Source organism: Rhizobium sp. CCGE 510 (assembly GCF_000292525.1).
Classification (GTDB): domain Bacteria; phylum Pseudomonadota; class Alphaproteobacteria; order Rhizobiales; family Rhizobiaceae; genus Rhizobium.
In genome coordinates, this window is sequence record NZ_AEYF01000005.1 from 49,584 (window position 1) to 73,509 (window position 23,926).

Sequence of the window (23,926 nt, forward strand, 5' to 3'; positions counted from 1 at the left end):
GAGATCGCGCCGCCGAGAGATGCAGGTAATCGCCGCCTCTCCCCGCGGAGCTTACGTCGCCGGGCTGAAATCGGCGACAAGAAATTTCGCCTTTGCGCATGATGATAATATTGTCGCTGACAGAAACGAGCTTGGTGAGGTCGTGCTTGATATATTTGAGCAAAAGCCAAACCTCGTTTTCAAGCGGGCAAAGTGGTTGATGATAGCCATGCGCAGCAGTGCGTCGACAATGGATACCGTTAATCGGCCACCAAGACGAAGGGGGTTGCGGGATCAGCGCGCGGGCGATCGCGACGCGCTGAAGCTGGCCGCCCGACAATTCGTGGGGAAACCGGCCCCTCCTTCTGGCGGACATGCACCGGTGCAGATTCACCATTCGCTAGACTTGCCGCCGGTCCGGACGGCTTCCTCGAGCCGAAAAATTGCAGGCCGTCTCAGAGGTAACGTAGAACCGCTTCAACCGATTGATACGCTTCGTCTCCCCGCTCATCATGCCGGATACTTTCCGCGACTTCGCAAACCACCCCTTTTTCCCCCCTGCTTGCCAAAAAACCACAATTGCCTCACTTAGTTCACACATCCACCCTCGGCATGAAGAATTGGATCAACGCTGCATGCGCATAGCTTACGTTTTTCTCGGTGCATTTCTTGCAATCGTACAGTCCGCCTCGGCTGAAGTCGCATCGCCGCCGGTTTTGGCGCCGCTGACGCGGCAGGCGGAAGCCGCGCAGTTGAGCGCGCAATTTCTCTCGCGTTATAGCTACAAGCCGGTTCCGCTCGACGATGCCTTGTCCGCGAGGGTCATGGATGCGTTCGTCAAGTCGCTTGATCCGGACCGCATGCTGTTCCAGCAGGCTGATATCGACAAGTTCATGGCTGACCGCAGCGAGATCGACGATGCAATCGAACGGAAGGATTTGAAGATCCCGTTTGCGATCTTCAACGCCTATGAACAGCGCGTCGTCGACCGGATGACCTATGCGCGCGGCCTGCTGAAGCAGGGTTTCGATTTCAGTGCGAAGGAAGATTATTCGGTGCTGCGCGAAAAGGCGCCGTGGCCGCAGTCGCAAGCCGAGAGCGATGAGCTGTGGCGCAAGCGCGTCAAGAGCGACTGGCTGCGGCTGAAGCTCGGCGGCAAAACCGATGCGGCTATTCGCGACACGCTGGACAAACGGTATGACAACACGCTCGAGCGCGTTTACAAATTTAAGAGCGACGACGTTTTCCAGTCGTTCATGGACGCCTATTCAAACGCGGTCGATCCGCACACCGATTATTTCGGTGCGGCCGCTTCGGCCGATTTCAATGTGTCGATGAAGCTGTCGCTGTTTGGCATCGGTGCGGTGCTGCAGGAACGCGACGACTACACGACGATCCGTGAGCTGGTGCCCGGCGGGCCGGCGCAGCTGTCCGGCAAGCTTGCCGTCGGAGACCGCATCACCGGTGTCGGCCAGGGCAAGGATGGGCCGATCAAGGAGGTGGTGGGCACGCGTCTTGATGAAGTCGTGCAGATGATCCGCGGCAAAAAAGGCTCCGTCGTGCGGTTGGATATCCTGCCGGCAGATGCCGGCGCCGATGCCACGCATCGCGTCGTCAACCTGGTGCGCGATAAAATCAGTCTCGATAAGCAGGCTGCCAGGAAGACGGTGCTGTCGGTCAAGGCTGGCGACGCCACGCGGAAAATCGGCATCATTACGCTGCCGGTTTTCTATGAGGATTTCGAAGCCAAGGGCAAAGGCGACAAGGATTATAAAAGTGCAAGCCGCGATGTCGCCAAGCTGCTCGGCGAGCTGAAAGAGGAGAACGTCGACAGCGTTCTCATCGACCTGCGCAACAATGGCGGCGGTTCATTGGACGAGGCGATCGATCTGACTGGCCTCTTCATCGGCAATGGCCCGGTCGTTCAGCAGCGCGCCGGCAACGGCAAGATCGAGGTCAAGGATTCGGATTTGCCAGAGCCTGTCTGGGCAGGCCCGATGGGTGTGCTGATCAATCGCGGCTCGGCCTCGGCTTCGGAGATTTTTGCCGCGGCCATCCAGGATTACGGCCGAGGCGTGATTGTCGGCGAACCGAGTTTCGGCAAGGGCACGGTTCAGACGGTCGTCGATCTCGACCAGGTGGTTCACAACAGCAAACCGGAATACGGCGAGCTGAAGGTGACGATTGCCCAGTTTTTCCGGGTTAATGGCGGCACGACGCAGCTGCGCGGCGTCACGCCGGATATCAGCTTGCCGGGACTGTCTGATCCGACCAGCTTCGGCGAGACCAGCTATGACAATGCCCTGCCATGGGCTGAGATCAAGCCTGCGAAATATTCGCCCGACGATACGGTTGCGAAACTGCTGCCGACACTGCAAAGCCGCCATGATGCGCGGGTCAAGGGCGATCCGGATTTCCAACGCCTGTTGAAAGACATTGCCGACCTGAAGGCGCAGCGCGAGAAAGGGATTGTTTCCCTGAACGAAGCCGAACGTCGCAAGGAAGCGACGGCGCGAGCCGAGCGGTTCAAGGCTCGGGCGCAGGAAAGCGGTGGCGATGATCCCGGTGACGATGATGGCCTGGAGTCAGGCGAGCGCAGCCTGAGCGCCGATATTGCCATCGAAAACGCCCGCAAGAACGCAAAAGACGTGTTGCTCAACGAGACCGCCGACATTCTTGCCGACGCGGTGGATCTGCAGCAAGGCGGGGTAAGGGCAGTCACAAAACAATAGGGAAGACGAAGGGAAGTCGTCATAGCGACCATAGCGCCGCGCGTTCGCAGACAGGAGCCCGCGGCGTGCTGGTGCATGCGGTTTCCGATGACGCGCGAGCCTTCTATGGGGCGATCGGCTTCCCGCCCTCGCCATCCCACCCATGATGCTGATGGTCGGGTTGCGAGATCTCAATCCGGCGATCGGACGCCGCGACCGGTTGGAGGTAAGCGGTGTGTCCCTCGCACATTGACCAAGCGCGATAAGGGAATTGGCCTTGTTCGTTTCAGTCGATGCGAACGACGATTTTGCCGACATGGGAAGAAGAGGCGAGGTGCTCGTACGCTTTGGGAGCTTCGTCGAATGCGTAGACCCGATCGATTATCGGCTCGATCCGATGCAGGTCGATCACACGGTTCATCGCTTCGAATTCCTCGGTCGAACCCACCATGATGCCGCGCAGCGTTTTCCGGGTCATCAGCGATAGAGGATCAAGCTGCCCCCCGGACAGAACTCCGATAAGGTGAACGTGACCGCTTACCGCCGTCGCAGTGATCGACTGAGGTAATGTCCCGCCACCGACCGTTTCGACCACATGGTCGACACCGCGTCCGTTTGTCAGGCGCAATACTTCATGTTCCCACTCAGGATGCTGGCTGTAATTGATCAAGTCGCTGGCACCGACACCGCGAAGCGCTTCAAGCTTCTTGTCGCTTGAGGACGTTGCAATGATCCGTGCCCCGGCTGCATGAGCAAACTGCACGGCAAAAACCGAGACCCCGCCCGTACCTAGCGTCAGCACCACGTCGCCAGCGGCCACCGGGCGTGGTCCGTGCAATGCAGACCAGGCTGTGAGCGCCGCGCACGGCAAGCAGGCTGCCTGCTCGTATGACAAGTGATTGGGTAGGCGCACCGCTGCGTGTTCGTCGCACACCACCAGTTCAGCCAGCACACCGTCGATATCGCCTCCGAGCGCTGATGACATGACCGGGGCTGACATCGCACCACCGATCCATTTGGTCATGAATGTCGGGGAGACACGATCACCGACGACAAAACGAGTTACATCTGTGCCGACTGCAATGACCTCGCCCGCGCCATCCGACAGCGGGATGATACCGCCACCCGCAGGTGCGCCGTATTGTCCCTGCGCTACCATGAGATCACGATAGTTCAGCGACACGGCGTGCATCCGGATGAGAACCTGGCCGCGACCCGGCGTCGGGTCTGGCCGCTCGCACTGCTGGACGCTGTCGATTCCGTTCGTCCCGTTTAAGTAATATGCACGCATAGTCATTCCTTAGGTTTTAGCTTGTCGCTCCATGGGAATAAGATAGTCTAAGCAAACTGGAACGCTAGTACGTACCTTTTGGTAAGTGTAAATCGGAGGTGATCGTAATGTCAGAATCCCCATTCCGCTGCGGCATGGAAGCCGTAGTCGACCTAGTTGGCGGCAAGTGGAAGCTGTTGATCCTACATCATCTTCACGGCGCGACGCTTCGCTTCAGCGAGCTGCGGCGGATTCTTGGGAACGTGAGCGAAAAGATGTTGAGCCAGCAGCTAAAGGAGCTGACAATCGATGGTCTCGTACAACGGATCGACTTCAAGACCGTCCCTCCGCATGTAGAGTACGAGCTGACGACTTTGGGTTTGGACCTCGCCAGTTCGATGAAGGCCATATGCGACTGGGGAAACCGAAACATGGACGAGATCGCGTCGATCAAAAGAGCTCGGACCACGCCCTTTGCGGTTGAAGCAAGCTAAACGATCTGCTTCTTCGCTACATTGCCGGATATCTTGACCCGCGGCTAAAGCGTCGCACCTAACTTGATTCATGCGACGCGCTTTAGCTCTTTGTTTTTGCGCATGTCGTTATCCGGGAACCGCTGCACACTTCCCGGCGACATGCATTAGCACTCACGCCACCGGGCTGAAATCCGCCGCCAGCACCGCCTCCTTGAGCGCGCGCGAATAGGGATGCTGCGGATTATCCAGTACGGGGCGGGCCGGTCCCCGCTCGACGATCTCGCCCTTGCGCATGATGATGATGTTGTCGCTCACGTAATAGGCGGTGGCCAGATCGTGGGTGATGTAGATGATCGACAGCCCGAGTTCGTTTTTCAGGCGGCCGAAGAGGTTGACGATCGCCATGCGCAGCGAGGCGTCGACCATCGAGACCGGCTCGTCGGCGACCAGCAGGCGGGGTTGCGGGATCAGCGCGCGGGCAATGGCGACGCGTTGAAGCTGGCCGCCGGACAGTTCGTGGGGGAAGCGGCCTTTGACTTCTTCGAGGGTCAGGCCGACATGCACGAGGGCGGCATCGGCCATGTGCTCGGCTTCTTTGCGGTCGATCCGTTTTCCCGGGCCCGATAGGTTGCGGGCGGTCTCGAACAGGTAGCGGTCGACCCGCTTCAGCGGATTGAAGGCTTCGAACGGGTTCTGCAGAACCGGCTGGACCTCCTTCATGAAGGCCTTGCGTTCGGATCGGCTATGGATGGAGACGGTTTTGCCGGAGAATTCGAGCTGCCCTTCCGTCGGTGTGGTCTGCCCGAGGATCATCGCGGCGATCGTCGATTTGCCCGAGCCGGATTCGCCGACGATCGACAGAATCTCCGGCTCCTCGCCGAGTTCGAAGCTGACATCCTTGACCGCCGTGACCAGGCGCCGGCCGAGCATGCCGCCCTGGCGATAGACTTTCGTGACATGCGAGAGGTGAAGCAGAGGGCTCAAACCTGATCTCCCGTAACTGCAAAACAGGCGACGCGGCGCCCCGGCTCGACGGTGACGAGCGGCGGCACCTTCTGCGAGCAGATCTCCATCCGCTTCGGACAGCGCGGGTGAAACCGGCAGCCTTCCGGCGGCATGGCAAGGTTCGGCGGACGACCCTCGAGCGAGGGCCGCGTCGTGGGATCGCCGATCCGCGGCAGGCTGCCGACCAGATGCTGGGTATAGGGGTGGAGCGGCATGCTGAAGAGTTTGGCGGTTGGCGCCTCCTCGACGAGACGCCCGGCATAGACGATGCCGATGCGGTCGGAGACCGTCGCGTGAACCCCCATATCATGGGTGACGAACAGGAAGGACGAACCCATCTCGCGCTGGATTTCGCGGATCATCGACAGCACGTCACGCTGAACGATGACGTCGAGCGCCGTCGTCGGTTCGTCGGCGATGATGAATTCCGGCGTCAGGATGGTGGCCAGCGCAATGGTCATGCGCTGGCGCATGCCGCCGGAGAGTTCGTGCGGATAGGCGTCGAGCAGATGCGGATCGAGCTTCAGCCGCTGCAGATGGGTGGCGACTTTTTCGAAGAACATATCCTTGCCCACGGGCATGTGGCGGAAGGCGAAATCGGTGAAGGAATGGCGGATCCGGCGCACCGGATTGAGCACATTCATCGAGCCCTGCATGATATAGGACAGATGCCGCCAGCGCAGCGCCATGCGCTCATCCGGCTTCATCGCATAAATATCCTGGGTGCCGCCGGCGAAATGGAATTTGACGCTTCCCGATACCACCCGGAGCGGCGGCCGGATGGCGCCGGCGATGGTCTTGATCAGCGTGGTCTTGCCGCTGCTCGATTCACCGGCGACGCCATAGACCTCGCCGCGGCCGATCGTCAGGGTAATATCGTCGACGGCGCGCACTTCGCGATCGACGCCGTAGAGGAAGGCGCGGTAGTAGGCTTTCAGATTCTCGATTTCGACCAAAGGCTCCATGCTAACTTCCCATCCGGTTCAGCCGGCTGCGCGGATCATTGTATTCGTTCATCGACATCGACAGCAGGAAGAGCGCCAGGAACAGAACGACGATCGCGGCGACGGGTGCCGCCACCCACCACCATATGCCTGATATCAGCGCCGAATGGGCATTGGCCCAGTAGATCATCATGCCCATGGTCGGCGTCTCGATATCGGTGAAGCCGAGCACCGAGAGGGTGATTTCCATGCCGATCGACCAGATCATGTTGTTCATCGTGGTGGCAAAGACGATCGGCAGAACATAGGGCAGGTGCTCCTCGACCAGGATCTTGCGCATGCTCATGCCGGAATAGACGCTCTGGGTGGTGAAGGATCTGCTCTTCAGGCCGATCGCCACCGAACGGATCAGGCGGGCATCGTAGGACCAGCCGAGCGAGGCCATGATGACGATCAGCGCGGTCCAGGTCATGCTGTCCTTCAGCACGAAATAGAAAAGGATCAGCAGCGGAAATTGCGGGATGACCATGACGCTATCGTTGATCGCCATCAGCACCCGGTCGACGGCGCCGCCGGCATAACCGGCAACCAGGCCGACGACCAGCGATATGATGCGCGAGATAAAGGCGACGCCGATGCCGAAATACAAAGTGTTGCGCAGCGCCGTCGTCAGCTGCCAGAAAACGTCCTGGCCGCGCGATGTCGTGCCGAGCCAATAATCGCCATCGGGCGGCATGTCGGGCGGCAGCAGATAGATGTCCGTCGGGGCGTAGGGCGAGAAATAGGACAGGACGATCAGACCGACGATGACGGCAAAGAGCAGCAGGCCGCAGAGGAATTCCATATTCTGGCGGGCGAGGTCACGGACGATGGTAAACATGGTCTATTCCACCTTGATACGCGGGTCGATCAGCGGGCTCAGAATGTCGATGATGAACACCGCGGCGGCGACGCCGACGATCGACAAGGCGCTGAGGCCGAGCACCAGGCTGTAATCGCCGGCATGCACCGCTGAAATCAGCAGGTTGCCGATGCCCGGATAGCCGAAGACGATTTCGGTGATGACGGTGCCGTTGAAGATCGCCCCGAGCGACATGGCAAGCCCGGTGAACTGCGGCACCATGGCATTGCGGGCGATATAGGAGCGGAGGATTTTCCGCTTCGGCACGCCGCCGAGCTCGGCGAAGACGACGTAATCATCGGTGATGATGTTGGACACCAGCGCGCGCATGCCGATCAGCCAGCTGCCGGTTCCGACAAGGATCAGCGACAGGGCCGGCAGGATCGAGTGTTCGAGGACATCGAGCACCAGCGCGAAGGAAAGGTCCAGATTGGCGTTCATCTCGTAGGCGCCATTGATCGGCAGCACCGGCCAGAGATAGCCGAACAGGATGAGCAGCACGAAGGCCAGAATATAATAGGGAATGGGAAGCAGGGCGATGCAGACGAGGCTGACGGCCTTCAGCACCATGTTCTTCCGGTAATAGCCGGCGAGCGCGCCGATCGCATTGCCGAGCACGAAGGTGATCACCGTGGACACCGTCATCAGCCCGATGGTCCAGGGCAGGGACCGCAGAATGATGGTGGAAACAGGCGTCGGAAAAGCCGAAAGCGAGGGGCCGAGATCACCGGTCGCAAGCCGCAGCCAGAAATGCAGATATTGCTGCCAGATCGAGCCCTCCATGCCGTAAAGCTCGCGAAGCGACTGACGCATCAGTTCGATCGCATTCGGATCGGACTGTCCCATCTGGGTGATGGCGCCGATGCTTTCTTCGACCGGATCGATCGGGGTCAGGTGGGTGATAAAGAATGTGATGCTGACGCCAAGAAAGACGACGAGCAGAAACTGACCGAACCGCTTCAGCACAAAGATCAGATAGGACGTCATAGGGCAGTGGTTCCTCTCTGGTTCCCTCTCATCGCCTGGAAAGCACCGATGGGAAAGGATCGACGGGCTGGTGCCCGTCGATAAGGGGGCCGGCGCGATGGCTGCGCGCCGGCGTTGGGAGGATTATTTCGGTTGAGCCGGCTTCAGTTTGACCATCATCAGCCTGGAGTTCGCCCAATTCGGCACCGGGTCTGTGTAAGGGTCATCGATCGTCGGGTAGCCGGTCCAATAGGTCGTGTCCATCGAGGTGAAGACGTTATAGGACATCAGCGGGATCGTCGGCATTTCGCGGGCGACGAGCTTCAGATAATCCTTGCCGAGCTCGATGCCCTTGGGGTCGTCGGCGCTGATGCCGCGGATGGTCTCGATGATCTTGTCGAGCTCCGGATTGGACCAGCGCTGCCAGTTGCGCGGCGGCTGATTATCACCCTTCTTGGCGACGAACTGCGAGTGCCAGCTGTCGAGGAAGAACGACAGGTCGGGATCGCCGCCCCAGGTCTCGACGCTCCAGGCGATCGCCACCTGGAAATCGCCGGGCTGCAGCGCCACCTGCCACAGTTTCTCGGTGGGCACCGCCTTGGCGTCGATGCCGAAGGCGGCCCATTGCTGCGCGATCAGCGTGCCTGCCCGGGTGAAGACCGAGCGCGAATCGCCCTCGACGGTCATCCGGATCCTGAACGGCTTGCCATCCGGGGTCATCCATTTGCCGCCGGTCTTCTTGAAGCCTGCCTTCTCCAGCAGTTCGCCGGCTGCCTGCGGGTTCGGTTTCCACCAGCCATAGCCGAATGCCGTGCTGATCGCCTCAGGGTCGGTCGGGATCTGGTCCTTGAACTTCGGCTGCTTGCGCAGCAGATCGGCAACCTGTTGTCCGATTGTCGGATCATAGGGTTTGATCTTCTGCTTGCCGGTGTCGACCTCGAAGTCCTTCAGCCAATCCTGCATCGGCGCCTGATAGTCTTTCATGGCAATGGCCGTCGGCGGTACGCCGAGCGCCGACAGCGTCGCCGTGCCGCGATAGCTCGCCATGTCGACGGCCTTGATGTCGATCAGCAGGGCCAGCGCCCAGCGCACGTCGGGATTGGCAAAGGTCGGATCCTGGGTGTTGAAGATCACAGCCGGAAGTGTCGGATCCGGATGGGCGAAGGGGAAGCCCGGGAACCAGGTCGCAATCGACTTGGATTTTTCCTTGAGGGTGAACATGCCCTCAGGCGTGTTGTCGTGGATGATATCGAGATTGTGCTCGAGCTGAGCGATGGTGCGTTTATCCGGCGGGCCGGGATCGGTGTAGGTCACATATTTAGGGGCCGGTTCGCCGAAGCGGGCCAGCGATGTTTTCTGCCAGTCTTCACGCTTTTCCCAAGTATACCATTTGCCCTGGGGATCATAAGCCTTGAGCTTGTAGGCGCCGAGCGAGACGGGATTGGCGAAATCATAGCGGATCGGGTCGGCCACTTTCTCGAACACATGCTTGGGCATGATCCAGGCGCCGTTCCAGCGAACGGTGAAAAGGGCGTGGAAGCGCGAATTGGGCTTCTTCAGCTTGAACACCACCGTCTGGGGATCGGTCGCCTCGACGCTTGCCACCTGCACCGAGAAGGCAGCACTCCAGACCATGCCGGGATGATCCATCTGCGTTTTGACGGTATAGACCACATCGTCTGCCGTGAACTCGACGCCGTCGCTCCAGAAGAGCCCCTTGCGCAGTTTCACGGTCATCTCGGTGAAGTCGGCATTGTATTGCGGCTTGTCGGCGGCCAGCGAACTGTCCCAGGTCGAGCCGCCAAGCCCTTGTTCGGGGTCGATATACCAGAGCGTATCCATGGTCAGCTGCTGCAGGCCGGTGGAAACACCGCCGCCGCCATTGACCCAGATATTGAACCAGCCCGGATTCTTGATCGTCCCTTCCGGATTTTCGACGATGAGCGTCTCCTTGCGCGGCAAGGAGGTGTAGTCATCGGCCTTGGCCGCCGCTGTCAGGCCGAGTGCGGCCAGCGCGACGCCAAATGCGAGCCTCTTCCACTGTTGCATGAACTCCTCCCTAGAAAGCGACGATGCGGCGGCCATAAGGCACGCATGGGCACGTCGCGGTTGTCGGTTCGCGAAAGCATCAGGACTTGAGACACTCAAGGTCCGAGGCTTCAGCCAACCATCCCTCCGGCCCGCCTGCCTCCTCGCAGTCGAGCCGAACCTCTTCAGCCGGGGCCAATCGGCCTTACCCGGCGGCGGCTGTCACACCGACAGCCGAATGACGTTGTAGGACAGCGGCTTCAGCGCCGCCCGCAACCTGCCGTCCTCGATCTTGGCGCTCTGGACATTGACCGGCGCGACCGTGTCTTGCCGCTGAGCCGTGTTGACGGCTTGCAGATCACTATTGGTCATCTCCACCTGCTCGACGACGCTCGCGGTGCCAAAACCTTCCAGCCGCACATCGAGATCGAGCGCCGTGTTCGGATGACGGTTGACGGCAAAGAAGGTCAGCGTCTTGCCATCCTCGGAATGGACCGCGGAGACATCGAGATAGGGGACGTCGTTTTCCTCGTCGCTGTCATAGGTCGGGCCATCGACGACCAGCTGCAGTGCCGATCCACGGCCATACCGGGAGGCATAGTAGAAGGGGTAATAGATCGTCTGGCGCCAGGCGGCCCCGCCGTCGTCGGTCATGATCGGGGCGATGACGTTGACGAGCTGGGCGATGCAGGCGATGCGCACCCGGTCGGAGCGGCGGATGAAGGTGTTCAGGATACCGCCGACCTGCAGCACATCCTCGAAATTATAGACGTCTTCGAGCAGATGCGGTGCATCCGGCCACTCGTCGCGCGCCAGGATTTCCTTGTCCTGCTGGTTGGAATGATACCAGACGTTCCATTCGTCGAAGGAGATGCCGATCGTCTTTTTCGAGCGTTTTTTCGCCTTGATATAGTCGATCACGCCGCCGATCGTGGTGATGTAACGGTCGAGCTTGGTCGCCCGGGCGAGATAGTTGAGGGTGTTCTTCTCGCGGTTGGCAAAATACATATGCAGCGAGATATGGTCGGCGCTGTCATAGCACTGTTCGAGAACTTGAGCCTCCCAATCCGGATAGGTCGCCATATCGGAGTTGGACGAGCCGCAGACCACCAGTTCGAGCGACTTGTCGAAGCCGCGCATGGCCTTGGCCGTCTCATCCGCCAGCCGGCCATATTCATAGGCCGACTTGTGGCCGACCTGCCAGGGGCCATCCATCTCATTGCCGAGGCACCACAATTTGACGTCGTGCGGATTGGCCCAGCCGTGTTTGCGGCGCAGATCGGAATAATAGGTGCCGCCGGGATGATTGCAATATTCGAGGAAATTGCGGGCCGCATCCAGGCCGCGTGAGCCGAGATTGACGGCGAGCATCGGCTTGGTGTTCGCCTTCTTGCACCAGTCGACGAATTCGTTGACGCCGATCTGATTGGCTTCGCGGGTGCGCCAGGCAAGGTCGAGACGAACCGGGCGCTCCGAGCGCGGGCCGACGCCATCTTCCCAATTATAGGCCGAGACGAAATTGCCGCCGGGATAACGGCAGTAGGGCGTGTCGAGGTCACGCACCAGATCGAGGACATCGCGGCGGAAACCGTCCTCATCGGCTGTGGGATGTCCGGGCTCGTAAATGCCGCCGTAGATCGCTCTGCCGAGATGCTCGAGAAATGAACTGTAGAGCCTGGAGTCAATGGTCGCGATGCGGAAATCGCGGTGGGCAACGACATTGGTTTTCAACGGATCCTCCCGTTTATGTATCAGATATTTTGTTTTCTTGCCTCCAACTTGATATCAGGAATGTCGTTCTGTCAACCGACCGGCGTTTTTAATCATACTAATGTAATTTTCTGGAAAATACTTTTATTACAATAGGTTGTCTATATTTCAACGGTTGCTAATTTGAAAAAGAAGTGAAAATCGAAATCACGATTTATGATATCGATTTTCAGACATGCAGCCGCATGATGATATCGCGGCCGTGATTTCCAAAGCCGCGACCGAAAATATTGACGCCGCCGGTATGGCCGGCATTCTCGGCGATGCCGACGCGCAGGCGGATGGACGAGTGCTGGCCGAGCGCAAGGTCGCCGAGCGTGACATTCGAGGCGGCGACACCGTCGATGAAGGTTCCACGCGTCGAGATGCGCCAAGTCTTCATCATACCATATTGCGAGCCCTCGAGCTTCCACCATGGCGGCGTGAAGGCGCCGCGTTTGTCACCGTAGTCGCCGGGCGAGGTCCAGGTTCCGATCGCCATGCCGTTGACCCAGAGGGTGATGTCGGAAGGCCAGTCCGCATTGGTGCCGGGCACCTCGGACGACAGCTCCATCGAGAACTCGATGGCCCGGATGTCCTTGTTCAACACCTTGGCATTGTTGGGGAATTTATACTCGACATAGCCCCGGCCGAACCAGACGAGCCCCGCCTGCATGCGCTGCGGATCAAGGAAATAGTCGGGAACATCAAGCGGGCCGATGACGCTCTCGCTGGAGCAAAGGCCGCATGGCGCATGCACGTCGCAGCTGGTGTACAACCCGACAGGCATCTCGACTTCGATGATATTGTTGGCCCGTTGCGCGGCACTTTCCTCGAAGCTGATCAGGATTTCGCTATAGACCGCCGAGCAGATCTTCTGGTTACCCTTGCGGGCCTTGGCCAGCCGCGACTCGACCAGTCCGGCCTCTTCCAAAATCTGGATACCGGTGGCGACGGTCGACTGCGGCAGGGAAAGCGCCTGGGCGATATCGTTGATATTCGTCGGCCCTTTGGCGCAGAGCAGCTTCAGCATCTCGACCCGCGCCGGCGCCGAAAGCGCCCGTATCGCCGTATTATTCTCACCGGCAGCAATCGTCAAAAACGAACGTTCCATCATTCCCCCAAGAATTCCCGGAGAAATGATGTATATCGAGAATTGTGATACATCAAGTGGGGGTATTTAAACAATTTTAGGATTGAGGCGGGGTCGTTCGAGTCTTGGAACGGGCATTTCATTCCAAATGACCGGCGTTCACCGGCGCAGCAGCGGTCGCAATGCGGCCTGGGTTTCCTTCAGCAGGGGCAGATAGAGCTGCTTCATCTCGGCGGCCGGGACGAGGGCGGCCGGGGCGCCGATATTGATCGCCGCAACGGTTTCGCCGCGGTCGTTTTCCACAGGCACGGCGATCGAGCAGAGGCCGATCTCCAGTTCCTGATCGATGATCGCATATCCCTCGGTGCGGATGCGGCGGAATTCGGCGATCAGCTCGTCCGGATCGGTCCTGGTATTCGCAGTGTTCTGTTTCAGCTCGCTGCGGGCAAGAATGGCGCGCGCCTCGTTTTCGCCAAGGGCTGCCAGCAATACGCGGCCCATCGAGGCGCAATAGGCGGGCAGGCGGCTGCCGGGGGTGAGATTGATCGACATGACGCGACGCTGCGAGGCGCGGGCGATATAGACGATTTCGCTGCCGTCGAGCACCGAGGCCGAGGCGCTCTGGCCGGCTCTTTCAGAGAGCTGATCGAGATGCGGCTGCAACAGCGCCGGCAGCGGCGTGGCGGCGAGATAGGCGTGGCCGAGCCGGAGGATCTTCGGCGTCAGGGTGAAGAACTTGCCGTCATAATCGGCATAACCGAGCTCGGCCAGCGTCAGCAGCGAGCGGCGCACGGTGGCACGGTCGAGATCCGTCAGCTTGGCGGCCTCGGCGATCGACAGCCGCTGTCGCGTCTCGCCGAAGGCTTCGATGACTTTCAGGCCGCGGGCAAAGCCGCTGACAAAATCGGTTTCGCGCATGTGTTCCTGTCGTTGGAAGCCTGACTGGCGGCAGACTACGCTCAATAACGCCACGTCGATACTCCATAGCCCGCACCGAAAACAAGCAGGGGTGGTTCAGCAGAAGCATCATCGAAATTTTCGAACATGTGCTTCCAAACTCTCCGGCTTTTTCGATCGAGTCGCGCCGCATAAATTTTGGTGGCCAGCGCGCGCGCCGCACAAGATCCTTATCAACACCGGAGAAAGAATGCCCGACTATCTCGCGCCTCACGATCTTCGTATCGGTCACGTTCACCTGAAAGTATCAGATCTACACCGCTCCATTACCTTCTATAGGGAGATTTTAGGCTTCGAACTCCGCTTTCAGCTGCCAACATTCGCCTTCCTGTCGGTGGGCGGTTATCATCACCATATCGGACTGAATACGTGGGAAAGCAGCAATGGCAAACCGGCGCCGGTGGAGAGTACAGGGCTTTACCATTTTGCTCTCAACTACCCGACCGAAAAGGATTTAGGTCGTGCCTTAAAAAGCGTTGTCGATCACCGGTATCCGATCGAAGGCGCTGCCGACCACGTCAGTCATCTCGCTATCTACCTTCAAGACCCGGACGGCAATGGAATCGAGCTCGCTTGGGACCGCGGATCGGAATTCTGGGAGGCATGGGGACCGACGCTGACGATGGATAAGGTCCGCACGCTGAATACGCCGGTAGATCTCCAAGCTCTTCTCAAGCTTGCCACTGAATAACGAGTTTCTGATCCGGATTTTTCGGCCCCACTATTTTGTTAACGGATCGGAGAGGTGAGGGTCCTGAACCGGTTGGAGGCCTGCAATTGAAGACCATGCTCAACAAATTTATCCATCAGCCAGCTAGCCGCAGGGCCGATCGCCTTCCTCTTCGGGTGGGCCACAATCAATGGAAAGTTGGGCATTTGGTCGGAGCCTTCCCAGCGATCCGGGGTCAACTCGACCAGGGTTCCCTTATGGAGGTCATCCTCCACCCTGAATCGCGGCATACTGCCCCAACCGATACCGGCGCGCAGTAGATCGTGTTTTGTCTCCATATGCGTCATTCGCCATCGATTGATGGCGTGAACGCCATGGTCCTGATCGCCGATCTCCTCCATGGCATCAAGGACAAGCTGGATGTGATCCCTCAGATACGACGCGGGAAAATGGGTGGTCGTGTTGGCTAGAGGATGGGAGGGAGCGGCAACCGCCACGAGTTCGACATGACCACAGACACGTCGCTCGAAGTCTTCCAGGCTCGGCCTGTATTGGATCATGATCCCCACATCTGCGCTACCATTTCGCAGAGCCTCGGCCGCCGTGTCCGATGTCTTCACGACAAGGCGCAACTCGACAAGCGGAAAGGCTGCTTCAAATTCGGAAAGCACCTGCGACAGCAGATTTGCCGGAACATAGGAATCGAGCACCAAAGTCAGCTGTGCCTCTACGCCGTGAGTGATGCCCTTGACCTGAATACGCCAATCCGAGACGTCATTGACAATGCGCCGTGCCCTCGGAAAAAGAGCTCTGCCGGCGTCCGTCAACACGGGGCGGTAATGACTGCGGTCAAATAGCAGCAGTCCGCTCTGTTCTTCGAGCTTCTGAATGGCATAGGTGATGACGGACTGGGCTCGGTTGAGGTGACGCGCCGCCGCCGCGAAGCTACCCTTCTCGACAACCGTTATAAAAACCACGAACTGATCGAGCGTCAGGGCGTCTGTCATGTCTTGCAATCTCGGTGATGATGGTCGGCAATTAGAAACACGTTCAACGGAGCATCTCAAGTTTAGAGGTCCACCGTTGGACTGGTGTCGTAAATTTGCAAAAGACGGCTGGCTGATTGACGCCGGTGTCATTCGAAGACCCCCACGTCCCAGGGATATCATTCCAACGTTCGTGATGGCAGGCGGCCAAAGCGCTTCTGGTATTCCGCTGCAAATCGGCCAGGATGCATAAATCCCCACTTTGCCGCGACATCCGCTACGGTACGTTTCGGACCGGAGTGGAGCAGATCCTGATGAGCGGCGACCATGCGCATCTCCCGCAGGTGAGCTATTGGACTGGTATTCCTGAATTGTCTAAAGCCCTGTTGCAAAGTTCGAGCGCTCACCTTAGCGGCGACCGCAATGTCATTCAGCGATATCGGCTCGGCAAGATGCTCCTGCATGAAATCGATAGCCCACTTTACGTGGCGCGGCGCTGGACCGGGGGCAGGTTGGGCCAGTGCGTTCGTATAGCGATGCAAACAGTTTTCAAGGATAAGATAGGTCATCGTGTCGCAAAGAGAGGCCAGAGCCAATGGCGATTTCGACAGCGGTCCATCCTCGCAAAGACCGCTGTAAAACTGCTCGACGAGACGCAGCAGCGCGAGCCCTGGATTCGACGCAAGATCGAGATGCGGATAAATACCGATATTACCGCTGACGGTCCTGCCAAGCATATGACTGAGGTGACCCATGATTTTCGCCCTATCGATGAACAGGACCATATGGCGACGCGTGCCGAATAGCAGAGTATCGGTGCTGGATTGACCTTCGAGAATGGTGCAATGTCCAGGAACTGACTCTATGGATGTCTGCGGGTGTTTGAAAACAACTTTTCCCCGTGTCGGAAAGAAGATCATCATCTTATCGCTCGGCGCCTCCCGCTTGAAGAGGAGCCTGCCTTCATAGACGCAATCGGCAACGCTGACCGCTTCTGTGGCGAGAAAATTGCAGCGGAATGCAACCGGACTCTTGTTCAGCGCGACAACCTTGATCGGCGATCTTGGCGCGGACAATATCTCCGAGAGTTGGTCTGGATCGGATCCGCTGGCCATCGTCTGCGTTGGCGCGGACATTTCCGCCTTTCCAAGCTTCCTTCGAATGTGGGTAGAACTGCTGCTGGCCTGCAGACGATAATTTGGCATTCAAAACCCCGAAAGATAACGCACCTTAATACGGTTTAGGTTCCTCAACGGTAAGTTGTATTAGGCGTGCCAAGGAAAACTCAGTTTGCGCGAAGGGAGGCAATTCCACTACAGCGGCTGAAATCAGATCCAGGCGCTCCTTGCCAAAGTTATTCGTAAGCGCTGCCGGACCCGCCTAGCTCCCTTGTGCTGTTGTGAAGAGATCGGCCTCGCTCGGCAGGACCTGCGGATCGATTTAGGGCGCCGATCTGTCCGGCTCAACAAATCTATCCTGCAAAGCAGGAGCGGCGATAAAGCATCTGTCCCTGCGACCGAACCAGGCATAGCGCCGCTTGGCCAGTATCGTATAGACCTTGTCCCGAAGACGCTTCGGCACGAACTTAAAGATCGTAAGCCACCGCCAAGGAGCTCTTAAGCATGCTAGAATTTCGAGGACGGCGTCTGACCGGACCAATACTCGCCTGCCATCGAGTACCATGAAACTGCTTTCGAACACTAACGGGTCATACCCATGCGTTCTTGCCAACTCCGCGGCGAGCTGCGACCACGCGCTGATGAATTGGCACTGCGGTCGCTTCTCGTGCTCCACAATAAAATGGGCGAACCGGCTACAAGCTACACAGTCGGTGTCAAAGATTATTCTGATCATGGCCTTAGAACGCGCTTGCTCAGTGCCCCTGGAAAGACCGGCCATATACGGCACATGACATTATGTGTTGGCTTTTCCGCGCCTGCCAGGAGTGGGAACGGCCGCAAATATCCCGTCACCAACAAATGCTAAGCCGACAAGGCCGGCAATCCAGAATGCGGGAAACTCCCAGCCACCTTTAGGGTTGTCGAAGAAGAAGCCAACGGCAGCATGCACCGAAACGATGGTTCCCAGCAAAAGCGGTATGAATGACAGGGCAACAAGACGCGAATAGACACCGAAGATCAGGGCCAGACCGCCGATCAATTCCCAGGCGATAACGACATAGGCCAACCAACCAGGCAGGCCTGCCGAGACAAAGAACTGCGCAGTGCCCGCAGGCGTATATACGAAAATTTTCTGCGCCGCATGAGCGACGAACATGAGGCCCATAGAGAGCCTCAAGGCAAGAGCTGCGTATGGGGCGGTTCTAACGTCAATCATCATAAGTGCTTTCGTGGGTCGATCTTCAGCCATTAATGTCGGAACTGGCCGGTGAACACAGAGGGATTGTGGCGAAGAACCCGTTCGGAAATTCCGATAGGGTTGGCTCTTCACCCGTCGTCACCGTCTCGGTCGATTGATCAGGCTTGGCTCGCGATCGTGCGATATGCGAACAAAAATCAAATAACGCACAAATTTCTTGCCGGCCGCCGCGTCGGGCTTTATGGCTGACGCTGGAGAACCTGATCTAGCCAAGGAGAAATCCCGCATGGACAAGACAGTCGGGAGCACGGCGGCGGCCGTCGCTGAGATCGGTGACGGCGCGACCGTCATGATCGGTGGTTTCGGTGGCTCGGGCGCGCCGATCGAACTCATTCATGCGTTGATCGACAAGGGCTCCAAGGGCCTCACCGTCATCAATAACAATGCCGGCAACGGGCGCATCGGCATTGCCGCGATGATCGATGCCGGCATGGTCCGGAAAATGATCTGCTCGTTTCCGCGTTCGTCGGATCCGCGCGCCTTCACCGACAAATATCTCGCCGGCGAAATCGAGCTCGAGCTGGTACCGCAGGGAACGCTTGCCGAGCGGATCCGCGCCGGCGGGGCCGGCATTCCGGCTTTCTACACGCCAACGGGCTATGGCACCGAACTGGCCGACGGCAAGGTCATCGCCGAATTCGATGGCCGCCTTTACGTGCAGGAACGCTGGCTGAAGGCCGATTTCGCCATCGTCAAGGCCGAGATCGGCGACATCCAGGGCAACCTCACCTACAACAAGGCCGGCCGCAACTTCAATCCGTTGATGTGCATGGCGGCGGCCAAGACCATCGTCCAGGTCTCGTCGATCGTGCCGGCCGGCGGCATCGACCCGGAGCATGTGGTGACCCCCGGCATCTTCGTCGACCGCGTCGTCGCCGTTGCCAATCCCCAGCAGGAAGAAGAACTCATTCGAGCCGGAGTGGCCTACGCATGACCGTCGATATCAGAGATGACATCAAACTTTCCAATGCGCAGATCGCCTGGCGCGCCGCCCAGGATATCGCCGACGGCGCCTATGTGAACCTCGGCATCGGCTTTCCCGAAATGGTTGCCCGCTATCAGCCGCCCGGCCGCCAGGCAATCTTCCACACCGAAAACGGCATCTTGAATTTCGGCGAGCCGCCGGCCGCTGGTGAAGAGGACTGGGACCTGATCAATGCCGGCAAGAAGGCGGTGACGCTGAAGCCGGGCGCGGCCTTCTTCCACCACGCAGACAGCTTCGCCATGGTGCGCGGCGGTCATCTCGACGTTGCCATCCTCGGCGCCTATCAGGTCGCGCAGAGCGGCGATCTCGCCAATTGGCGGGTGGGCAACAAGGGCGTGCCGGCGGTCGGCGGTGCGATGGACCTGGTGCACGGCGCCAAGCAGGTTTGCGTCATCACCGAGCATGTCACCAAGACAGGCGAGCCGAAGCTGGTGGAAAAATGCACCTTCCCGCTGACCGGTGTGGCCTGCATCACCCGTGTCTATACCAGCCATGCCGTAATCGACATCGTCAAGGGACGGTTCGTCCTGCGCGAAAAGCTGGCCGCAATGTCGCAAGAGCAATTGCAGGCGATGACCGGCGCGCCGCTCCATGTCGACGGGGCGGTTGCCGATCTCGTCGTCCCGGAACTCTGAGGAAAAGCCATGACCGAAGCCTTTATCTGCGACTATATCAGGACGCCGATCGGCCGCTTCGCCGGCTCGCTGTCGCAGGTGCGCGCCGACGATCTCGGCGCCATCCCGCTGAAGGCGCTGATGCAGCGCAACGGCGGCGTCGATTGGGAGGCTGTCGACGACGTGATTTTCGGCTGCGCCAACCAGGCAGGCGAGGACAACCGCAATGTCGCGCGCATGTCGGCGCTACTCGCCGGCCTGCCGATCGCCGTCCCTGGCACCACGATCAACCGGCTGTGCGGCTCCGGCATGGATGCGGTGATCACGGCGGCGCGCGCCATCCGCGCCGGCGAGGCCGAGCTGATGATTGCAGGCGGGGTCGAAAGCATGTCTCGCGCGCCCTTCGTCATGCCAAAGGCCGAGACGGCCTTTTCGCGGACCGCCGAAATCCACGACACCACCATCGGCTGGCGCTTCGTCAACCCGCTGATGAAGAAGCAATATGGCGTCGATTCGATGCCGGAAACCGGCGAGAACGTCGCCGAGGATTATCATGTCAGCCGCGAGGACCAGGATGCCTTTGCGGTGCGCAGCCAGGCGAAGGCGGCGGCCGCCCAGGCGAACGGACGGCTGGCGAAAGAGATCGTCCCGGTCATCATCCCGCAGCGCAAGGGCGATCCCGTTATCATCGACAAGGACGAGCATCCGCGGGCGACGACGATCGAGACGCTGGCGAAACTTTCGACACCTTTCAAAAAAGAGGGCGGCACGGTGACGGCAGGTAATGCTTCCGGGGTCAATGATGGGGCGGCGGCGCTGATCGTCGCTTCGGAAGCGGCGGCGCGAAAATATGGCCTGACGCCGATCGCCCGCATCTTGGGCGGCGCGGCTGCCGCCGTTCCGCCACGCGTGATGGGCGTCGGGCCGATCCCGGCCTCGCGCAAGCTGATGACCCGGCTTGGCATGACCCAGCAACAGTTCGACGTCATCGAACTCAACGAAGCCTTTGCCAGCCAGGGGCTGGCCGTGCTGCGGGCGCTCGGCATTGCCGATGACGATCAGCGGGTGAACCGCAATGGCGGCGCGATTGCGCTCGGCCATCCCCTTGGTATGTCAGGTGCCCGCATCACCGGCACGGCGGCGCTGGAGCTTGCCGAGACCGGCGGAAAATATTCGTTGTCGACCATGTGCATCGGCGTCGGGCAGGGGATTGCGATCGCGCTCGAAAGGGTTTGAGCGCGTTCGAGCCGTTGCGCCCGTTGCTCGGCTTCTGTAGAAATCGGGCATGCTAATCCGACCCGCAGACCACGACGACCGAGACGCCATCTGGAGGATCATCGGCCCGACGATCCGGGCCGGCGAGACCTATGCGCTCGATCGCGATCTCCCCGAAGCCGATGCACTCGCCTACTGGATGGGGCCGGACCGCGAGACCTTCGTTGCCGAAGAGGACGGGGCCATCCTCGGCACCTATTACATCAAGGCCAATCAGGCCGGTGGCGGACGCCATGTCTGCAATTGCGGCTACATGACCGATGCAGCCGCCAGCGGCCGCGGCGTCGCCCGCCTCATGCATGAACATTCCCTGCAGCACGCCCGCGCCCGGGGCTTTCGCGCCATGCAGTTCAATTTCGTCGTCAGCAGCAACCGCCGCGCCGTCCAGCTCTGGCAATCCCTCGGCTTCGACATCGTCGGCCGCCTTCCCAGCGTCTTCCTTCATCCGACAGAGGGTTATGTCGACGCATTGGTGATGTTTCGCACGCTTTGATCACGCAGTTTCAGCGAGCGAGAATTCAGGCAACGCCAATAGTGGCATCGAACCACGCACCAAACGCAGGAAGTCGCGGACCGGAGATTTTTCGAGTGCACGCGGAAAATAGATTGCGCCCGATTCCTGTACCCGGCCGTGGTCCTGGAACATCACGGGTCTGATCCCGAATCCATCGAATAGTTTCGCAAAGCCGCTGGAGGCGGCCATCACCAGTGGCGAACCCTGCATGATCAACAGAGCCTGCAGCATGGAGTCCACACGTACGGCAAAATCTCGGGTCTGACGCTCGAGCTGACCAGGCCCTTCATCATCTCCGTAACCGGGGCTGATCCAGCGCTGACGCAGAAGATCATCGAGGGTGACAGTCGCCGCTTTGGCCAGGTGGTGATCCTTGTCGCAGTAGATGTAGGTCGCCTGTCTTGCCAGGGTTTCGAACTCGACCTGCATGACGGCTTCATATTTGTAGGAGAGCGTTCCGAAGACGAGATCGTAGACGCCGTGCCGCATCCCTTCGAAACGCGTGCCGTCATCGGCTATCTCGACGTGGACGACGACACCCGGATGCGTCCGGCTGAAGGCTTGTATGATCCCCGGCAATATGACGAGCCCCCAAAGATCGCCGGTGGCGATGCGAATAACGGCCTTGGCGCGGCCCTGAAGATGTTCGATCTCTTCTTTCGCTTCATCCAGCGCCGGCAATATCCGCACCGCCCGGCTATAAAGGGCTGAACCGTAAACACTCAATTCGACGCCGGCTCCGGTCCTGTTGAACAGCGGAACGCCGTAGCTGTCTTCGAGTTGCCGGATCGCCCGGGAAAGCGCCGGCTGCGAAATATTCAGCTTCTTGGCGGCACGCGAGATCGATCGCTGGTTTGCCACTTCAACGAATTGGCGTAGCTCCCGCATCTATCTCTCTCCCTATACGAATTATGCATAATATATAGCATGTTTGCATTTGACCTCGGCGCCATCTGCGCCAATTGTACACAACAATAGTAGATTAATTCTGGCGTGCCAAGTGCTGCGAAAGCCCCTCATTGCATGGAATTTCGTACCCTGAGCACGGTCTCGACAGACGCTCTACACAGAAGAATAAGCCTTCGACAAGGAAATCGGGGCGCGGCATGGGGATAAAGGGAGGAGGAACCAATGTTCAAAAATGGCATAGGCCGGCAGCTGATTTTCGCGGCGACCACGGCGGCGTCGATAATCTTTGCGGTCGCTCCATCGGCGGCGCAGGACAAGGTCCAACTGACGTTTCGTCAATTCGATCCCCCGACGGAAATTCAAGGCCTGATTGCCGCCGTCGACGCCTGGAATTCCAGTCATCCCGATGTCCAGGTCAAATTGGAGACAATGTCGGGCGGCGATACGCTTGCGCAGTTGGCGCGCGAAATTCCTGCCGGTGCGGGACCGGATGTTCAGCAGCTGGCGTTCGTGTGGACGCGTGATCTGGCGCGATCAAAACTGCTTCTCGATCTCAGTCCTCTCATCCAATCGAATGCGCCGGGAGCCGGTGCCGGCGATTTTCTGGCTCTCGACCTCGCCACTCTCGACGGCAAAATCTTCGGCCTGCCATGGACGGCAGATACATTCTCGATGGCCTATCGCCCGGATCTTCTGCAGGCAGCCGGTGTCTCAAATTTCCCGGATAGCTGGGACGATCTTGCGGCAGCTGCCAAGAAATTGACCACCGAAGGTGGTGGAACTGAACAATACGGTTTCTGCTTCCCCGCAGGCAGCGCACCCGACAGCGGCATGTGGACGCTTGTGAATTATTACCTCTGGAGCAATGGCTCGACCTTGGTCACGGAGGAAAGCCCGGGGAAATGGAAAGTGTCCGTGACGCCGGAGCAACTGGCGGCGGCGATGAACTATTTCAATCAGTTTTTCGTGGACGCAACAGCGCCCGAAAACCTCATCACCGTGAATGCGTGGGGCGATCCAGAGCTGATCGGCGGGCTTGGCCGAGGCGACTGCGCGATCACGTTCTTTCCGCCGCAAACCTTCAGAGCCGCCCAGAAACAATCGGACAAGCCCCTGCTGACGGCACCTATTCCGAAAGGGACGGAGAAGCGCATCTCTCATCTTGGCGGACGTGCGCTGGGCATCAATCCCAACACCAAGCATCAGAAGGAGGCCTGGGAGTTCGTCAAATATCTCGTCGGCCCCGAAACCTTCAAAACCTACAACCAATATCCCTCGCAGAAGTCGCTGCTTTCACAGCTACAGTTTCCGCCGGCCGAGCAGGGCTATGTGACGATGCTACCATTGGCGCAGACCTTCGAGCGATACATCTCCTCCCCGATCAAGGTGTCGAGCATGACAGCCCTCATCAATCGCGAATTCGGCGCCGTATTCTCCGGGCAGCGCAATCCTGATGAGGCCGCGGATGTCATCATCAAGGAGCTCAACGACTTGCTCGCCCGCGGCAAAGGCTGA

21 protein-coding genes and 1 pseudogene are annotated in these 23,926 nt (G+C 59.2%); 8 read left to right on the plus strand and 14 right to left on the minus strand.

Annotated elements, in window-relative coordinates; all coding sequences use genetic code 11:
• Positions 1-82: 82 nt before the first annotated feature.
• A pseudogene (locus RCCGE510_RS35465) lies at positions 83-436 on the minus strand (ABC transporter ATP-binding protein); the annotation flags it as partial.
• A 178-nt stretch (positions 437-614) separates the two neighbouring features.
• On the opposite strand from RCCGE510_RS35465, the gene RCCGE510_RS04155 reads away from it, so the two are divergent.
• Positions 615-2,711 carry a carboxy terminal-processing peptidase gene (locus tag RCCGE510_RS04155; RefSeq protein WP_007627443.1) on the plus strand — a complete coding sequence of 699 codons (2,097 nt, stop codon included), beginning with the start codon at positions 615-617 and terminating at the stop codon, positions 2,709-2,711.
• A 265-nt stretch (positions 2,712-2,976) separates the two neighbouring features.
• Here RCCGE510_RS04155 and RCCGE510_RS04160 read toward each other — a convergent pair whose 3' ends face one another.
• On the minus strand, positions 2,977-3,981 hold the full coding sequence (locus RCCGE510_RS04160; RefSeq protein WP_007627445.1) for an NAD(P)-dependent alcohol dehydrogenase: 1,005 nt from the start codon (positions 3,979-3,981) through the stop codon (positions 2,977-2,979).
• A 107-nt stretch (positions 3,982-4,088) separates the two neighbouring features.
• Here RCCGE510_RS04160 and RCCGE510_RS04165 point away from each other — a divergent pair, with 107 nt between their 5' ends.
• Positions 4,089-4,454 carry a helix-turn-helix domain-containing protein gene (locus RCCGE510_RS04165; protein ID WP_007627447.1) on the plus strand — a complete coding sequence of 122 codons (366 nt, stop codon included), beginning with the start codon at positions 4,089-4,091 and terminating at the stop codon, positions 4,452-4,454.
• A 153-nt stretch (positions 4,455-4,607) separates the two neighbouring features.
• Here the strand turns inward: RCCGE510_RS04165 and RCCGE510_RS04170 are convergent, their stop codons facing one another.
• The 8 genes from RCCGE510_RS04170 to RCCGE510_RS04205 form a co-directional block, all read right to left on the minus strand.
• A complete protein-coding gene (locus RCCGE510_RS04170; protein ID WP_007627450.1) occupies positions 4,608-5,420 on the minus strand; it encodes an ABC transporter ATP-binding protein in 813 nt (270 codons plus the stop codon).
• Complete coding sequence (locus tag RCCGE510_RS04175) at positions 5,417-6,406, minus strand: ABC transporter ATP-binding protein (RefSeq protein WP_007627451.1); 990 nt, start codon at positions 6,404-6,406, stop codon at positions 5,417-5,419. Before RCCGE510_RS04175 ends, RCCGE510_RS04170 begins: the two co-directional genes overlap by 4 nt.
• A gap of 1 nt (position 6,407) precedes the next feature.
• Positions 6,408-7,265 (minus strand): ABC transporter permease, encoded by an 858-nt coding sequence (locus RCCGE510_RS04180; RefSeq protein WP_007627452.1) that lies wholly within the window; start codon positions 7,263-7,265, stop codon positions 6,408-6,410.
• 3 nt (positions 7,266-7,268) lie between these two features.
• Positions 7,269-8,273, minus strand: coding sequence for an ABC transporter permease (locus RCCGE510_RS04185; RefSeq protein ID WP_007627453.1), 1,005 nt, complete (start codon positions 8,271-8,273; stop codon positions 7,269-7,271).
• Between the two features lie 123 nt (positions 8,274-8,396).
• Positions 8,397-10,301 carry an ABC transporter substrate-binding protein gene (locus tag RCCGE510_RS04190; protein WP_007627454.1) on the minus strand — a complete coding sequence of 635 codons (1,905 nt, stop codon included), beginning with the start codon at positions 10,299-10,301 and terminating at the stop codon, positions 8,397-8,399.
• A 201-nt stretch (positions 10,302-10,502) separates the two neighbouring features.
• Positions 10,503-12,011 (minus strand): alpha-N-arabinofuranosidase, encoded by a 1,509-nt coding sequence (locus RCCGE510_RS04195; RefSeq protein WP_007627455.1) that lies wholly within the window; start codon positions 12,009-12,011, stop codon positions 10,503-10,505.
• 208 nt (positions 12,012-12,219) lie between these two features.
• Positions 12,220-13,143 carry an ArsR family transcriptional regulator gene (locus RCCGE510_RS04200; protein WP_007627456.1) on the minus strand — a complete coding sequence of 308 codons (924 nt, stop codon included), beginning with the start codon at positions 13,141-13,143 and terminating at the stop codon, positions 12,220-12,222.
• Between the two features lie 138 nt (positions 13,144-13,281).
• A complete protein-coding gene (locus RCCGE510_RS04205; protein ID WP_007627459.1) occupies positions 13,282-14,040 on the minus strand; it encodes an IclR family transcriptional regulator C-terminal domain-containing protein in 759 nt (252 codons plus the stop codon).
• Positions 14,041-14,269: 229 nt separating this feature from the next.
• Between RCCGE510_RS04205 and RCCGE510_RS04210 the strand changes: the two genes are divergently transcribed.
• Positions 14,270-14,770: a VOC family protein gene (locus RCCGE510_RS04210; protein WP_007627469.1), complete on the plus strand. Its 501-nt coding sequence runs from the start codon at positions 14,270-14,272 to the stop codon at positions 14,768-14,770.
• 38 nt (positions 14,771-14,808) lie between these two features.
• Here RCCGE510_RS04210 and RCCGE510_RS04215 read toward each other — a convergent pair whose 3' ends face one another.
• From RCCGE510_RS04215 to RCCGE510_RS04230, 3 genes are all read right to left on the minus strand, one after another.
• The gene (locus tag RCCGE510_RS04215; RefSeq protein WP_007627470.1) at positions 14,809-15,756 is read right to left on the minus strand and encodes a LysR family transcriptional regulator; all 948 of its coding nucleotides are present in this window, start codon (positions 15,754-15,756) and stop codon (positions 14,809-14,811) included.
• Between the two features lie 158 nt (positions 15,757-15,914).
• A complete protein-coding gene (locus tag RCCGE510_RS04220; RefSeq protein WP_007627471.1) occupies positions 15,915-16,871 on the minus strand; it encodes an AraC family transcriptional regulator in 957 nt (318 codons plus the stop codon).
• Between the two features lie 778 nt (positions 16,872-17,649).
• Positions 17,650-18,072: a DoxX family protein gene (locus RCCGE510_RS04230; RefSeq protein WP_037077767.1), complete on the minus strand. Its 423-nt coding sequence runs from the start codon at positions 18,070-18,072 to the stop codon at positions 17,650-17,652.
• Between the two features lie 268 nt (positions 18,073-18,340).
• Between RCCGE510_RS04230 and RCCGE510_RS04235 the strand changes: the two genes are divergently transcribed.
• Genes RCCGE510_RS04235 through RCCGE510_RS04250 form a run of 4 tightly spaced genes read left to right on the plus strand, consistent with a single transcriptional unit; the run spans position 18,341 to position 21,481 of the window.
• On the plus strand, positions 18,341-19,048 hold the full coding sequence (locus tag RCCGE510_RS04235; RefSeq protein WP_007627476.1) for a 3-oxoacid CoA-transferase subunit A: 708 nt from the start codon (positions 18,341-18,343) through the stop codon (positions 19,046-19,048).
• Positions 19,045-19,734, plus strand: coding sequence for a 3-oxoacid CoA-transferase subunit B (locus RCCGE510_RS04240; RefSeq protein ID WP_007627478.1), 690 nt, complete (start codon positions 19,045-19,047; stop codon positions 19,732-19,734). Before RCCGE510_RS04235 ends, RCCGE510_RS04240 begins: the two co-directional genes overlap by 4 nt.
• A 9-nt stretch (positions 19,735-19,743) precedes the next feature.
• Positions 19,744-20,949 (plus strand): 3-oxoadipyl-CoA thiolase, encoded by a 1,206-nt coding sequence (gene pcaF / locus RCCGE510_RS04245; RefSeq protein ID WP_007627480.1) that lies wholly within the window; start codon positions 19,744-19,746, stop codon positions 20,947-20,949.
• Positions 20,950-20,998: 49 nt separating this feature from the next.
• The gene (locus RCCGE510_RS04250) at positions 20,999-21,481 is read left to right on the plus strand and encodes a GNAT family N-acetyltransferase (RefSeq protein ID WP_007627482.1); all 483 of its coding nucleotides are present in this window, start codon (positions 20,999-21,001) and stop codon (positions 21,479-21,481) included.
• Here the strand turns inward: RCCGE510_RS04250 and RCCGE510_RS04255 are convergent, their stop codons facing one another.
• Entirely contained in the window at positions 21,482-22,390 is a 909-nt protein-coding gene (locus tag RCCGE510_RS04255) for a LysR family transcriptional regulator (protein ID WP_007627484.1), read from the minus strand.
• A gap of 243 nt (positions 22,391-22,633) precedes the next feature.
• Between RCCGE510_RS04255 and RCCGE510_RS04260 the strand changes: the two genes are divergently transcribed.
• Entirely contained in the window at positions 22,634-23,926 is a 1,293-nt protein-coding gene (locus tag RCCGE510_RS04260) for a sugar ABC transporter substrate-binding protein (protein WP_007627486.1), read from the plus strand.

What these genes read in the sequence shown, in the direction of transcription:
- RCCGE510_RS04155 (WP_007627443.1), top strand. Translation starts at nt 615, where the DNA reads ATGCGCATAGCTTACGTTTTTCTCGGTGCATTTCTTGCAATCGTACAG.
- RCCGE510_RS04160 (WP_007627445.1), bottom strand. Translation starts at nt 3,981, where the DNA reads ATGCGTGCATATTACTTAAACGGGACGAACGGAATCGACAGCGTCCAG.
- RCCGE510_RS04165 (WP_007627447.1), top strand. Translation starts at nt 4,089, where the DNA reads ATGTCAGAATCCCCATTCCGCTGCGGCATGGAAGCCGTAGTCGACCTA.
- RCCGE510_RS04175 (WP_007627451.1), bottom strand. Translation starts at nt 6,406, where the DNA reads ATGGAGCCTTTGGTCGAAATCGAGAATCTGAAAGCCTACTACCGCGCC.
- RCCGE510_RS04180 (WP_007627452.1), bottom strand. Translation starts at nt 7,265, where the DNA reads ATGTTTACCATCGTCCGTGACCTCGCCCGCCAGAATATGGAATTCCTC.
- RCCGE510_RS04185 (WP_007627453.1), bottom strand. Translation starts at nt 8,273, where the DNA reads ATGACGTCCTATCTGATCTTTGTGCTGAAGCGGTTCGGTCAGTTTCTG.
- RCCGE510_RS04190 (WP_007627454.1), bottom strand. Translation starts at nt 10,301, where the DNA reads ATGCAACAGTGGAAGAGGCTCGCATTTGGCGTCGCGCTGGCCGCACTC.
- RCCGE510_RS04200 (WP_007627456.1), bottom strand. Translation starts at nt 13,143, where the DNA reads ATGGAACGTTCGTTTTTGACGATTGCTGCCGGTGAGAATAATACGGCG.
- RCCGE510_RS04205 (WP_007627459.1), bottom strand. Translation starts at nt 14,040, where the DNA reads ATGCGCGAAACCGATTTTGTCAGCGGCTTTGCCCGCGGCCTGAAAGTC.
- RCCGE510_RS04210 (WP_007627469.1), top strand. Translation starts at nt 14,270, where the DNA reads ATGCCCGACTATCTCGCGCCTCACGATCTTCGTATCGGTCACGTTCAC.
- RCCGE510_RS04215 (WP_007627470.1), bottom strand. Translation starts at nt 15,756, where the DNA reads ATGACAGACGCCCTGACGCTCGATCAGTTCGTGGTTTTTATAACGGTT.
- RCCGE510_RS04220 (WP_007627471.1), bottom strand. Translation starts at nt 16,871, where the DNA reads ATGTCCGCGCCAACGCAGACGATGGCCAGCGGATCCGATCCAGACCAA.
- RCCGE510_RS04230 (WP_037077767.1), bottom strand. Translation starts at nt 18,072, where the DNA reads ATGATTGACGTTAGAACCGCCCCATACGCAGCTCTTGCCTTGAGGCTC.
- RCCGE510_RS04235 (WP_007627476.1), top strand. Translation starts at nt 18,341, where the DNA reads ATGGACAAGACAGTCGGGAGCACGGCGGCGGCCGTCGCTGAGATCGGT.
- RCCGE510_RS04240 (WP_007627478.1), top strand. Translation starts at nt 19,045, where the DNA reads ATGACCGTCGATATCAGAGATGACATCAAACTTTCCAATGCGCAGATC.
- pcaF (WP_007627480.1), top strand. Translation starts at nt 19,744, where the DNA reads ATGACCGAAGCCTTTATCTGCGACTATATCAGGACGCCGATCGGCCGC.
- RCCGE510_RS04250 (WP_007627482.1), top strand. Translation starts at nt 20,999, where the DNA reads ATGCTAATCCGACCCGCAGACCACGACGACCGAGACGCCATCTGGAGG.
- RCCGE510_RS04255 (WP_007627484.1), bottom strand. Translation starts at nt 22,390, where the DNA reads ATGCGGGAGCTACGCCAATTCGTTGAAGTGGCAAACCAGCGATCGATC.
- RCCGE510_RS04260 (WP_007627486.1), top strand. Translation starts at nt 22,634, where the DNA reads ATGTTCAAAAATGGCATAGGCCGGCAGCTGATTTTCGCGGCGACCACG.